This window comes from Euryarchaeota archaeon (assembly GCA_016207515.1).
Taxonomy (GTDB): Archaea; Thermoplasmatota; SW-10-69-26; order JACQPN01; family JACQPN01; genus JACQPN01.
In genome coordinates, this window is record JACQPN010000001.1 from 56581 (window position 1) to 70317 (window position 13737).

The 13737-nt window shown below is 63.7% G+C and carries 10 protein-coding genes; 9 read left to right on the forward strand and 1 reads right to left on the reverse strand.

The features are described 5' to 3' along the window. Positions 1-61 precede the first annotated feature (61 nt). A complete protein-coding gene (locus HY556_00245; GenBank protein MBI4392213.1) occupies positions 62-1570 on the reverse strand; it encodes a hypothetical protein in 1509 nt (502 codons plus the stop codon). Positions 1571-1739: 169 nt separating this feature from the next. Between HY556_00245 and HY556_00250 the strand changes: the two genes are divergently transcribed. The 9 genes from HY556_00250 to HY556_00290 all read left to right on the forward strand — a co-directional run bounded on the left by HY556_00250 (position 1740) and on the right by HY556_00290 (position 13672). After that, a complete protein-coding gene (locus HY556_00250; GenBank protein ID MBI4392214.1) occupies positions 1740-3251 on the forward strand; it encodes a DUF4129 domain-containing protein in 1512 nt (503 codons plus the stop codon). After that, positions 3248-4216 (forward strand): hypothetical protein, encoded by a 969-nt coding sequence (locus HY556_00255; protein ID MBI4392215.1) that lies wholly within the window; start codon positions 3248-3250, stop codon positions 4214-4216. Before HY556_00250 ends, HY556_00255 begins: the two co-directional genes overlap by 4 nt. Positions 4217-4239: 23 nt before the next feature. Next, positions 4240-5250, forward strand: a complete 1011-nt coding sequence (locus tag HY556_00260) for a MoxR family ATPase (protein MBI4392216.1) — start codon at positions 4240-4242, stop codon at positions 5248-5250. A gap of 39 nt (positions 5251-5289) precedes the next feature. Beyond that, entirely contained in the window at positions 5290-6579 is a 1290-nt protein-coding gene (locus HY556_00265) for a DUF58 domain-containing protein (GenBank protein MBI4392217.1), read from the forward strand. Positions 6580-6643: 64 nt separating this feature from the next. Continuing rightward, positions 6644-7294, forward strand: a complete 651-nt coding sequence (locus tag HY556_00270; protein MBI4392218.1) for a hypothetical protein — start codon at positions 6644-6646, stop codon at positions 7292-7294. Between the two features lie 146 nt (positions 7295-7440). Beyond that, entirely contained in the window at positions 7441-7647 is a 207-nt protein-coding gene (locus HY556_00275) for a hypothetical protein (protein ID MBI4392219.1), read from the forward strand. Further along, positions 7644-8051: a PIN domain-containing protein gene (locus HY556_00280; protein ID MBI4392220.1), complete on the forward strand. Its 408-nt coding sequence runs from the start codon at positions 7644-7646 to the stop codon at positions 8049-8051. Before HY556_00275 ends, HY556_00280 begins: the two co-directional genes overlap by 4 nt. Before the next feature lie 350 nt (positions 8052-8401). After that, entirely contained in the window at positions 8402-9130 is a 729-nt protein-coding gene (locus HY556_00285) for a hypothetical protein (GenBank protein ID MBI4392221.1), read from the forward strand. A 147-nt stretch (positions 9131-9277) separates the two neighbouring features. Further along, positions 9278-13672 carry a PGF-pre-PGF domain-containing protein gene (locus tag HY556_00290; GenBank protein MBI4392222.1) on the forward strand — a complete coding sequence of 1465 codons (4395 nt, stop codon included), beginning with the start codon at positions 9278-9280 and terminating at the stop codon, positions 13670-13672. Positions 13673-13737: the final 65 nt, after the last annotated feature.

Below are 13737 nucleotides of genomic sequence, written 5' to 3' on the forward strand. Positions count from 1 at the left end.
CGAGTCTCGTGTTGTCTTACTCGTGGCCTACGATGGCACCGCGGAAGAAGCATTCGAGCGCCTACGGTCCCGGCCGGCCAAGATGGCTTTCCCCCGCAATCCTTTCTGCCAACTTCTCACCTAGGGGGGTAAGCCGATAGTAGACCCAGACGCCCGCAAATCCGGGAATCGCGCCACGGAACTGGCGCAGGATCTCTGGCCGCGATCTGGACTCCGTCCTCCACCCGGGCATGTACGCATCGAGCCGCGCTTCAGCGCCCTCGGTGAGTTCGGCAACGATTGTCGAAATGCGGGGCGCTCCGATCCCGGTCCGTTCCGATATGGCCCTCTGCATGAGGCGGTCTTCGCCGGTCTTTTCGACGCCTTCGGGAACGCTTGAGCCTCGGATGGCAAGGATCAACATTTGCCATTGCGGGCGGCGTTGTGCTTCTCCTCCCGAATCGATGCGGGCCGGCCCCGCGGGCGCCGCGGCCTGGCCCGGAGGAGCTTGGGATTCGGACGGCGCTGGGCTATCACTGCCCACAGGGTGCGAAGCGTCGGCGGCGGCTGGTGCGCCGAGGGGATGCACGGCGTCGTATGCCGCGAAGACGACCGCAGCCACCGCGAGCCCGAGGCCATAGCCCGCCGCATCGCCGACCCCGGGTGGAAGCGTCGCGGGCGCATGGGGCGGCACGAGGGTCAGTGGACCCGCAACGAGAGCGGCGGCTAATCCAGCGCCGCCGGAGACAAAGCTCCTGAACGCCACGGGACGAAGCGATGATGGGGAAAGTCCGGCGAGCGTCACCACCGGCCTCACGAGAGCGAGCGTCACAAGGTTCAGCACGACCGTGGCGCCGTACCAGAACGGCTCGCCTGCGGGAAGGGTGCTCCGCACGCTGTCCTCCAGTAGCGCCATCTCGGGTCCTATGAGGAGGATCACGATGGATATCACGGCCGTGGGACCGCCGGACCCGGTCAGCAGCCGCCATGAGGCCGCCACGCTGACTAGCATCAAGGCCAGCAGGCCCAGCCCATTTGCGAGCACGACCCCCTGGGTAGGGAGGCCTTGATCGACGAACTGCAGGGAGCCCGCGGTTCCCCAATAGAGGGCCCGGGCAAGAAAGCCAAGGCAGACCCAACGCTCCCACGGTTTTCCACGGGCGAGGACCCAGCACGACAGGCCTAGGGCGCCGTAGAACGGCACCGAGCGGACGTAGTGCTCGTTATCCGCCATGAAGCGGTGGAAAGGGAATTCGGCAAAGGCAAGAACTGCGCCAAGCCCCATCATGAGGTACGCCCCTTTGCGCGCGAGAGCCCCCCCTTGGCGGGCCAGGACAAAGGCGATGAGGAGTGCCCCGGTGGGCGCGTCAAACGCCCGGAAAAGTTGGGTAACGAACCCCTCGTCCGAGTGGAGCCAGATCGCGTAGTCACGGGGGAGGCCAAGGACCGCGGTGACGCCGGCGTTCAGAAGAAACAGGACGCCTAGAATCCGGAGCGCGAGGCGTGGCTCTTGGGCACTCCGAAAAAGCACGAGGGCCGTGGCCAATTGGCCGATCACGAGGACATAGGGGAATATCGTGGATGCGTCCAAAGGCAGTCAATGCGCGATACGGCGTCAGCACATGAAGTCTTCTCCCATGGGCCGTAGACGTCGGGCTTTCGCCGTCGCGCCCCTTCCTTTGCCGTCTCCTTATTACAACGACCTATCCAATCTCCTTTTTATACCCCCAGGGTAACTTGTGATGGAGTGATGGCTGACGGTGGGTAAGGAGTTCCTCGCATTCTACGCTGCCACCAGCGTAGCTCTCGTCGCCCTAGTGCCCGTTTTCAACGAGGTGAACGACGCTTATGCGAAGTCGTTCGAGATCGACTTGTCGAAGCTTCCTGACGACCTCGACCTCAAGCCCCCGGACGATCTCCAGCCGCCGGACAACATCAAGCCGCCGGAGGACTTCAAGCCTCCGCCGGATTGGAAGCCGCCTCCCGATTGGGAGCCTCCGCCGGATTGGAAGCCTCCACCGAACTTCACGAAGGAGGATTGGGAGAACCTCACGAAGAACCAGTCGCAGCCGAAGCCCGCGAAACAGATGGTGGAGGAGATTTATTACAACACCAGCAGGAACAAGAACCAGGAATCCAGGTTTGCCGAGTTCAACGTGACCCGCACCTACGATGTAGCTCTTGTGGCGCGCCTTGTGCTTAGTGACTACGTGGGGAATCTCCACATCACAATCACATATCCGAATGGCACGGTCGCCAAGGATTGGCGGTTCGATGTCTCTGAAGCGCACGCAACGGATTATGATCAAACAGTGGAACTCACGCACATGGGCGGGGACTACGTGGTCGCGTTAGATTACCTCAACCTGAACGTTGGTGCCGGTTACCACGACCTGTTCGTCGAAGGCGTCTACACCGAATCATCCCCCGGCGGAAACTCGACTTTTAGGATAAGTCAAGCCTCCACCAACACCCCGACCCCGATCCCGCCGGGGGTCACCGTCATCCTCATCGGAGCCCTCGCGGCCACGGCCGGACTCACCTACATGAAGTTCGCTCCCGGGCGAAAGAAGACGAGACAGGCGCCCGCTCCCGTCGCTCCGCTTCGGATCGCGCCGACCCTCGTCATCGGTTTCCCGCAGATGCCGCGCGACCTTCCGGACGTCTGGGGCGCCGGTGAAGACCTCGAGATCGAAGTACGACGCATTGGTGGAAGCCCCACGACGCCCCGCGAAGCCCTAAATCTCGAATGCCCTCCCGCAAAGCCCATCCCCATGGAGATCGGGGGCGCGCCGGCGGTCATTTCCCTCAAGTTCAAGGTGCCCGCCACGTATACGTTGAAGGTGGCCTCGGTCACCGGTGAGAGCCGCCAAGCGGAACGCAGCATCCGCATCGTGAAGTACGACGAGGAGATAGCCTCCGAGTTCGAACGGTTGCGACGACGCGCGGCGGAACTGGCCGCGGGACAAGGCCCGACGTCGCGCACCCCCCCCTCGACGCGCCCGTCATCGTCGTTCGAGGCGATGACCGCCCGGGACGTGGTCGACAGGCTCGCCGAAGGTCGCGGCGAGGCCGTTGCCGAGGCACTCGCCCAGATCCTCAACATCTTCGAACTCTCAAGATACTCGGGAAAGAGCGTGGAGCGGCTCCATTACTCGGCGTTCGTCCGGGCGATGCGCGGCATCGAATCGGAGGAGGCCGGGAAAAGCGAAGTCGAGGGGGCGCTCAATGAGCGCGGCGGGCAGGGCAAGAGGAGCGCTGCAACGCGGTGAGCGCCGGTACGCGCCTAGTGTACCTCCTGGGCCTCGGCTCCGCGGCACTCATCCTCGTGTACTTCGCCCAGACGGGCACGAGTGTCGCCACCCCGAGCGGCTCATTCCGGCTCTCGGCGCTTCTGCCGTTCGCCCTCGCAGGGCTTGCGCTTCGCTTCGTGGGCGTCCTCTCGGGCCGTCAATCCGAGGCGCGGCTCATGCGCGTGCTGTCTTGGATCCCACCGGCGACTTTCTTCGTGCTCCGCCCCAACGTCCTCTCACCGCAGATCATCGCCGTCATCGGGGCATTGTTCTTCCTCGACGTCTTCGTCTCCCGGCCGGGCCTAGGAGAGCCGGGAAAGACCTGGCGGCCGACGAAGAAAGCGCTTCTTGCCGCCCTCCTCTTCGTCGTGGCAGGCTACGCGGCGACCACGATGCTTCCCGCAGGGACCGTCGTGACGAAGGTCGTCCTCTTCCTCACGCTTCTCGGCGCATCCGTCGTCTTGTGGCTCTCGCAACAGGACAACCTCACGAAACCGGCGGCCACATTATACCTCTTCTCCGTGCTATTCTTCACATTGTTCCTCGCCAACAGCCTCCCCTACGGGCCGCTTGCCGAGTGGGGCCTCATCATAATCGGCCTCGTGAGCGCCCTGCAGCCGGCGCTCGCGGGAACCCGCGAGGCCCCGCCGCCTCTCATCCCGCAGGATGCGAGGGCGCATGTGCAGCGTCTTGAGGTGAAGACCGACCAGCAGCGATCGCTCTCCGACGCGCTTGTGAACGCGTACGTCTCGCGTGGGATGTTCGCTACCGAGATCGGGGAACGGGTCGCCTCGTCGATGACGCGCCTCGGAAGATCCGGGGAAGGCGAGCGGCTTCGAGGCCTCATACTGGCGGAAGCCAAGCGGGGAAAAAAGCGCCGCGCCCATTTGATGGGAGAGATCACGCGCATCATCCAAGGAAGCATCCAGGTGAACACGTTATGATGACGAGACGCAGGTGAAAAGAGATGACGGACAGGAACGAGATCGTCGCGATCGAGCTTGGCGGCCGCCCGTACGCGAAGGAGTCGGCGGCCTTGGCGAAGATCGTGAGGAACGTCGGGACCTTCTTCGTGGGGAAGGAAACGGTCGTCCGGAAGACGCTCTGCGGCGCGCTTGCCGGCGGTCACGTGCTTTTCGAGGACTTCCCGGGCCTCGGGAAGACGCTGCTCGTGAAGGCCTTCGCCCGCAGCATCGGGGCGGATTTCAAGCGCGTACAGTTCACCCCGGACATCCTCCCGTCGGACATCATCGGGGTACGAATCTACGATCAGGAACTGCGCTCGTTCAGGTTGCAAAAAGGGCCCGTGTTCACGAACATGCTGCTTGCGGACGAGATAAACAGGGCGCCGCCGAGGACACAGTCGGCGCTTCTTGAGGCGATGGAGGAGCGGCAAGTGACCATCGACGGCGAGACTTTCCGCCTCGGCCCGCCATTCTTCGTCCTGGCGACCCAGAACCCGATCGAGCAGGAGGGCACCTACCCCCTTCCCGAAGCGCAGATGGACAGGTTCATGATGAGGCTCTCGACGGGGTACCCAAGCGATCTCGATGCCGAGGAGGAGATACTGGCCCGCCGCGTCGGCTGGCAGAAGGACGACCCGACGGCCTCCGTCCAGCCGGCGGTGACGCAATCCGAGTTCGCGTACCTCATGCAGGTGGCCGAGACGAAGATCCACACGCAGCGGGAGGTGCTTCGCTACATCGCGAGGGTCGTTCGGGCCGTGAGGGAGGACGCGCGCGTCTATGCGGGACCGAGCCCTCGAGGGGGCCTCGCGCTTCTGAAGATCTCCCGCGCCCATGCCCTGATGTCGGGCCGGGATTTCGTCGTCCCCGACGATGTCAAATACTTCGCGAAGGACGCGCTCGGACATCGCGTCATCTTGAAGCCCGAGTCGCAAGTGGAAGGTGCCTCTGGAACAGCCGTCGTCGAGGACGCGTTGTCCACGGTCGCGCCGCCTATCATAGGCCGAGGCTGAGCAATATAGGTACAAGTACGTACTCACGGATCTGATGGAATGGCGATGCAAGGCCCCGCTGCGACGCTTCTCGTGAAGGCCAGCGGAGCCGCCCTCTTGTCCGGCCTCATCCTCGGAAACCACCACCTCATCCTCCTTGGCCTCGTGCCGATGAGTGTCGCTCTCCTAGGCCTCTCGGTTGCGCCGCCTCAAGGACCGGTCGTGCGTCTTGTCGTTTCAAGCCCGAAGATAGTCGAAGGGACGCGCGTCGCGTTCCGGATGCAAGGACAGGTCCCCGAAGGGTCCGGTGTGGTGATCGCAAGATTCGAGCTCCCGGCTGTCGCAAACATCGTCCGAGGATCCAACTTCGCCGTGTTCTCGAAAAAGGAGAACGAGGCCTTGAACATCGCCCACGATTGCGAGGTTGAATTCCCGAAACGCGGCCTTTACGAAATCCCCCCCTTGAGGCTCACGCTCATCGATGGCGGGCTGCTTCGCAGATCGGAGAGCCTGGACGCTGGCGCGACCGTGACCCTTGAAGTCGTCGCGAAGCCCGTGGCCGTGCGCGGTTTCCGTAGCGCTCCGCAACGCGGCGCGCAAGCGGGGCCGGACGAGGACAAGACGCCGGGCGGCCAGGAGCGCAACTCGTTCCGCCAGATCCGTCCATACCGCATCGGCGATCCACTCCGCAAGGTCAATTGGAAAGCGACCGCGCGGGCGCAGAGCCTTGGCAAGAACGAGCTGCTCGTCAACGAGTACGAGCCCGAAGGGCAACGTGCCGTGCTCGTGATACTCGATGCGACATCCCGAATGGACGTAGGGGGTCCCATCAAGACGCGCTTCGACAGGGCCGCCGACGCCGCCTACGAGCTCTGCCTCCACTTCAACTCACGAGGCCATCCCGTAGGACTACTCGCCTTCGGGCCGAAAGGCGCCCCATCGCTCCCGATCCGGCCGGGCGGCCAGAACCTCCTCGCCATCCGCCGCGCAGTGTTCACGATGAAGGCCGGCGACGACGGTGAAACGCTCGATTCACGGCTCGAAAAACGCAAGAGGGAACTGCTCGCGAAGTCGCCGATGGTCGTGGTCGTGAGCCGCGTCGACGCCCAGTTCACGCCGCTGCGAGCGACCTTGCTGGAATTCAGGCGCCGCATGCGCGTCCTCAGAGGTTCGACGCCTCCGGTGGCGGTCCTTGACGTCGATTCGAAGGAAGACGCCGACACGACCCCGCTACTTGCTCTCGAACGCCAGGCCGAGATCAAGGAGACGCGGCGGGCGACGCTCCCCGTCATACGTTGGAACGACGCGTCGAAACGGCTGCGTGTGCCGATCAAGGGGGCTTCGAGATGACCGAGGGCGCGGCGATCCGGGGCCTCGGCCCGATGTGTTGCGCCAGGGACCGGAGGGCGGCGACGTGATCGCGAAGCTCCGTCTCCTTCCGCACATCCTCCTCCTCTCGATCCTCCTCGCCCTCGCCTTCCAGGTCTCGTTCGTCGCCGAGACGATGGGCCCGATGCCGATACCCCAGTATGGAGGCCTCGACCTCAAAGTCATTATTCTCTTCGTCCCCACGCTTGTCATAGGAATCTTGAGCCTGACTGCAAAAAAGGGGGCGGGCGCTCCCCTCGTCGTTTATTGGACACTTGGGATAATCTCGACGGCAACCATCATGCGCAGTTCCATCCGCGTCTTCCTTCCGCTCGGCGGGACCGTGAGCGCTAGCGAACGCTTCGACCTCGTCGAAGCGCTCCTGGACGTCGCCGCGTTCGCCGTGAGCATCTGGATCCACCTCGAAGCGCTCACCATCGGCGTCGTTTCAGAACTCAAGGCCCGCGGCGCCGACGACGTGATGGCCGCAGAGGCGCAGGAGGTCTTGTCCCATTCGCTTCGAAGCCGGATCGCCGCCGGGACGGTGGCCGTCCTCGGCCTCGCCATCATTGCGGCGCTAGGGACTGGGCTTCTCGCGAAGGCGCAACTTGGATCGTTCACGCTCGCGATGCTTCTTGCAAGCGTCGTACTTGCCGCCGTGGGGCTACGCGCCGCGGTGGCGGCTCGGCCGAAGTAGCGCGCCGTGCCCACTGCGTTTTCCGCGTGGGTCCGGGGAGAATGCGGCGTCCTTCGGGGCGAGGCAGCCCGGGACCAAGTCATCTTGATCGACTTCTGGCCCCCGCCGAAACGCAGAAATATGCAATTATACATATGGTATAATGCATGATTGCCAAGGTTCTGAAGTGGGGCAACAGCTATGGCCTGCGCATAACGAAGGAGGAGGCGCGGAAAGCCGGCCTCAGGGAAGGACAGGAGGTCGTCGTGGAGATCAAGGTACGCCCGACGGGAAAAGTCGACCTTTCCCACATACGGGCCTTCAATCTCGGCGGCGACTTGGCAGATCACCACGACGAAGTCGAGTGGGCATGACCCGAGTCGCCGACACCAGTTTCCTCATCACGCTTTTCGACGAGCGGGACCCGCGGCACGCGCTTGCATGCGAAATCGCCGAAGAGCCGGAACCGATAGTTGTTCCCTTGGAGGTTCTTGGTGAGACCCTCGGCGTCGTCCACTTGCGACGCGGCTTCGACGTGGCCAGGGCGATATGGGCGGATCTCGGAAAGATTCCCCATATGGAATTCTTGGAGACCGGTGAAGGCGCCGCCACGGCTGAGATCTTCGCGGGCGCAAACGGGGCCCTGAGTTGGGTCGATTCCGCCGTCGTTGCTCGTTGCAAGATGTTGGGCGCGTCGCCCCTCTGTTACGACGATGACATCCTGGCGGCCGTGGCGGGCCGATCAAGGAAGAAGCGGTCGTCAGGACGGTCCACGTAAGAGGTCAGGGGCCGCCAGCGGCCTGCGATGATTCCTGCCATCGGCGGCCCCGAGATTAGGAGATCGAAACCAAGAAACGAGCATTTCTCGTAGTGGGAAAGCATATACTTCGCGCGGAGAGTCCGGGAGTGTGGTCTCCAAGCGCCTGACGGCTACGTTCGAGGGCGGTCCCATGGATAGCGCCCACGTCGACCAAACCTTATTAGTCCGGGTCTCTAAGGGGTTCCGCAGAGACTCTCGCGAGAAAGTTCTTAATCTCAAAAGCTTGCTCGGTTGACCTATCTACGAAGAATCGAGGTGTCGATTCGTTTGCAAGCATCATGGCTGTTAATGGCGGGGGCGCGGCCACGATGGCTGAAAGAGGGAATTGCATGAACAGGTCAACCAAGGTATTGGTAGAGTTCGGGATCATGTCGATTGCGTTTTTCGTATTCTCGGGATCTGCATCCGCGGACGGCAGCCAGAACATCCAGGACAACGCGACGGCCGCTGGGGATCAGACCGTGGCCAACGTGGAGGCCTTCAACCGGTCGGCCACGGAAAACGTGTCTGGACTATCGACAGTCGGTGTGAACGGTCTCTCGACCGGCGATGCAGGCCCCGCGATCCAATATGCCCAAGCCATAGTGGAGGCGGGCAACGATTCGGGACTTGCCCAGATCGCGATCATCCAGAACTTCAGTAACTCGGTCTTGGCAAACGTTCCCGAGACGCCTGTCCCCAACGTGAACGGCAGCTCGTTGCTGTTCAACGGCTGGGCTTTCTTGAACACGACCACCGATACTACGAGCGCGCTGGGTCAGAGCGCCCAAAACGCGGCATGCAATCGGCCGGCAGACGCGGTGGCCGCTGGGGTCAACACGACCGACCCGGCCTCGTCGACACCATTCGAATCGTGTCGAAACGGTTCCGTGGGCCGAAACGCCATGTCGCTGGCGCAGGATCGTGTCGGCGGCGGCGAAACCCAGCTGGCAAGGCATCAAGACACATCCTGCGACGCGTCGAGAGCATTGGTCCCGATGGCGGGTGCCTTCGTTTCACTCACGGAGCAACTTACCGGGTTCGACCTTACCCCATAGAATCGACCGGAGAAGCGACCGCGGGGCCTCCGAAGCCCTCACCGGTCCATCGTCCGACTAGCGGACCTCGGTGACTCCAATGATGGGGCAAGTGGACCTGGCGATGACGGCACGGGCTTAGCCGGCGAGGTGGCCGGGAGGACGGTATTGAGGCGCATAGAGACGGCAGGAGACACTGGACGCGGACCCCTTTCGGGTTCTCGCGGCGCGCTGGCCCTCGCTCTCCTCGTCGTGTTTTCCGCTCACCCGTTGCCCGCGGGCGCCTTGCACCAGTGCCCAGATGCCCCGACCGACGCGAAGAGAGCCGCGTACTCGGAGGAGTGCGACGTCTACTCCGATGCCGTTGCATTCCCCGACGAGCTCATGCGCGGGATGTCCGGGACGGGCGAGGCCGTACTTCGAGGCGTGGACGAGGGGGACCCTGTCCCATGGGACAACCTCACGTTCGCGCTGGAAACGACAGCAGGCTTCGCCAATGACGCCGTCATCCACCAGGTCGCGGCCACGAACTTCCTGATCGACGACTCGCCGCCGGAGGGCTCCGCGGCAGTCGCACTAGCCAGCACCAACGGGCGGACGGTGCTCATCGAGTATTCCGCCGTGGATTGCGTCGGGGCATCGGCGGTCGGGTGCTCACAAGGTTTTGCGAGGATCGCAAGCGTCACGATAGCGGCAGTGCTACCCGATGGATCGACCCTGGAACGGGTCGACATGTCGATTGACGGCGACTTCTCATGGTCCCTCGACGACGCGGCCGCCGAGGGCAGGTACGGATTCTTCACGATCATGAGAGATCACGCCGGCAACGTCGAGGCGTCGCCGGCGAGCGGAATCGATGCCCAGGGCACGATAGTCGACGACGTCATCGTCCTCGACCGGACACCACCTTCGTCCTCTGCGTCCCTTCTTTCCGGTTTCGTGAGTTCTATGGCGACGATCTTTCCGTCCGCAACCGATCCCCATGCCGCGGATGGCTCGCGCTCTGGCATCGGTGCCATTCGGGTCTACCGGTTCGCCGCCGGATCGACTGCGTTCCTTGGCGAATCAGTGGTGTCTGACTGCGTCCTAACAGGACCCGCGACGAGCGACATCCCCATTTCCGCGACCCTCCAGATGGAGGGGTCGAACGGTGTGGCCACGGTCGCCGTCGACTGTGCCGGAAACGTCGAGGTGATCCCAAGCGAGGCCGACGCGTTCGTTGTGGTCGACCGGTCCCCGCCGACGAGTTCGGTGACGGCGCTGCCCTCGAAGAGCCCCATTGCCGACCTCGTGGTCCATTGGTCAGGCGCCGACGCGCTCTCGCCGGTGCAGGATTTTACAGTTGTGGTCTTTGCAGACAACGAGGCCGCGCCGAGGGAATGGTTGACGCGCACCTCGCAACTAAGCGGCGCCTTCCAGGGGCTCGACGGCGTCACCTATTCCTTCCATTCGATCGCCCGGGACCAGGCAGGTAACGTCGAAAGCGCGCCGCAGGCCCCGGATACTACCGTCTCGTTCGACCTCGAAGCACCGGTCGCATCAATCTCTTCGCCCGCCGACGGCGGCTTCGTAGCAGTCGATCGCGTCAGGGTCCGGTTTCTCGCTGCGGACGCCTTCCTGGAGGCCGCGTCTTGTTTCTTCGACGAACGAGAAAGCCTTGACTGTCTTGGCCTCACGGAGCTCACCTTCGACCAAGTCGCCGAAGGCACCCATTCGTTCACGATAGCGGCGCACGATTCGCAGGGGCGCGTCTCGACGGCCTCGGCGCTTTTCACCGTCGACCTCAAGGACCCCTTGGTGATCATCCTCTCCCCCGTGGAAGGCTCGACGCTCGCAAGCGGCGACTCGATCGCGCTGCGTTTCAGGGCTACGGACACCAACATCGCCTCGGTGCGATGCGGCCTCGACGGTGGGTTCCCGGTCGCTTGCGATGGACCGGGTACGAAGGTGTTCACGGGGCTTTCCGACGGGTTCCACATTCTCACCGTTGTCGCCACGGACAAGGCGCTACGTGAGACGTCGCGGTCCGTCTCCTTCATCCGCGACACGGTCGCACCCTCCGTTTCAATCACGGCCCCGGCACCGGGGACGGTGACGGATGCCGACACGGTTGCCTTGGGCTTTGCCATTGAGGAGGCGAACCCGGTCGCTATTTCATGCCGGCTCGATCAAGCGGCCCCTTTTCCCTGTCAATCTCCTTCGGGTCACTTGTTCGATGGGATTACGGATGGATCGCACACGGTGGCCGTCACGGTCATGGATGCGGCAGGACGCACCGTTTCGGCGACGACGACCTTCGTCATCGACACCGCGCCGCCGGTGTCGAGGATTTTCGCGCTACCGGCGTACACCGCGTCGAGCGAAGTGACGTTGCATTGGGCAGGCGCCGACGCCGGGACCGGTGTACGCGAATACAACGTGCTTTGGCGAAAGGAGGGCGATCCCGGATGGCGCACGCTTCTCGCTTCCACACCCCTGCTCTCGACAATCTTTGAAGCGACCGAAGGGGGGAAATACGAATTCGTTTCGCACGCGGTGGACCTTTTGGGCCACGTCGAGACCAAACGATCCGCGGACGCTTCGACAACGGTGGATTTCGTTTCCCCGACGGCCGCCGTAATCGCCGCCGTACAAGACTCGGACAAGCTGTTGATCACCGTCCTGTTCGACGATGCCGCGCCGGGCGGCTCGTTGCTCCTTTTCGAACGGCATTCGGCCTCGCCGTCCGACGCGTCCGGAGCATGGATGCAGGCGGGGCGCTTCGAGGTACCGGTCGGCGAATCCATGTTGGTCTTCCAGCCGACGATCCCCGCATTCTACCGGCTTCGAGCCACCGCCATCGACCTCGCCGGAAACGTGGAACCAGGGGAGTCAAGCGGCGACGTGACGGTGCTTTTCGACCTTGAGACCCCCCGTGTGACTTGCGGCCCAAGACTTCCGAGCGGGACGCTTCCGGCACTCGAGGGCGAGGCCACGGATGACGTTGGGGTCGCTTCCGTCGAAGCGCTCCTCGACGGGGAGGCGCTCACGCCGCTGTCGTCCGGTGCGACACGGTATCTTCCTTCCTCGCCTCTCTCGCCAGGCGTCCACACCTTCGAATTCACGGCGCGCGACGTCGCCGGGAAGAAGTCGGTCGCCGTGTGCGCTTTCACCGTATCGACGGAGCAGGTCCCCGGCACGGTTCAAGCGATGGCACCTGTCGAAGCGGACCTCACCACGTCCACTGCCACCCAGATAGCGGTCGATGACGCGCTCATCCCAGTGCATGGCCTCTACATCCTCGCTGCCGAGGATTCTCGCGCCATCGTGACGCTTTCGGCCGGCAACGTGAAGCCGGTGGATATCGAGCGCCCTGGGGGCGTCGTCATGACATACTTTGAGGCGAAGGCCACGCGCGCCGATGGAGGGGGACGCGTGGCGCTTTCCTCCGCACGCTTCACCCTCGATGTGCCGATCGCCTGGGCCGCGTCGAACGGGTTGGACGCCCATGCGATCGTGATCCTTCGCCACGAAGCCACGGGCTGGACTCCACTTCCTACGCGCATCAAGTCCATCGGCGTCGCCTCGATGACGCTCGAAGCCGATTCCCCGGGATTCTCATTGTTCGCGATCGTCGGGGACGCGGAGGCGCCGCGCGCCCACGTCCTTTCGCCCACGTCGGACGCGACGTCATCGCAGCGCACCGTCCTCTATACGGCCGTCGTGAGCGACGACGTCGGTCTGGTCATAGGATCGGTCCGGTTGTCGATCGACGGAGTCGCCGTTGAAGGTCTTCACATATCCGGGGACGAGAAAGTCATGCACACGTTCTTCGGGCTTTTGGTCGGAGCCCATGAGATAAGGCTGGAGGTGTCGGACAACTCGGGGAGGCAGACGGAGGTGTCGACGCTTTTCACGGTGGCAGCGTCCGCCGACGACGCGCCGCCGCGCCTCGTGACCCTTCACCCGGCGGACGGCGCGCGGCTGGCGAGCCAGAACGTGGAGATGAAGGCGGCATTCGAAGACGAATCGCCCCTCAATGGAGACGCCGCGACAATGACGATCGACGGCGAGACCGTCGAGGCGCCCGTAATCGTCCGTGGCAACGAGGTCCTATGGGCCGGTCTCATCGCAGAAGGCGTCCACGCTCTGATGCTCACGGTGGCAGATTCGCAGGGCAACGCGCAGGTCGTGACTTGGTCCATCGAAGTGGACCGGGAAGCGCATGTCGCCGGAACGAGTTTCCCGTTGTCGGGGCTTCGATCGGGCTCCATTCTCACGCAGCCGAAGACCGTCGAGATCCGGCCCCATGGGGAAGGAGGCGCGACCGTCACTTTCACGCTCGACGGGGAAAGCGTCCACATAGCGGAGGGCCCCCCGTACTCCTACACGATCGACCCGGCCTACTTCGGTCCAGGTGCCCACAGAGTGGACGTCGCAGTCGTCTATTCCGACGGGGCCCTTGAAACGGGAAGCGCTTCCTTCACAGTCGAGAAGACGAGGACGCCGGGTGCGGAGCTGCTCGCGTCACTGTTTGCGTCGTTGGTCGCGTGCGCCGCCATGCGACGCTCGCGAAAACGGTAGCCAAACCGCACCGGCACTTGGAAGCCGGTCTTTCCTCCGCCGTCGGGCCAGGGATTCGCGGATTG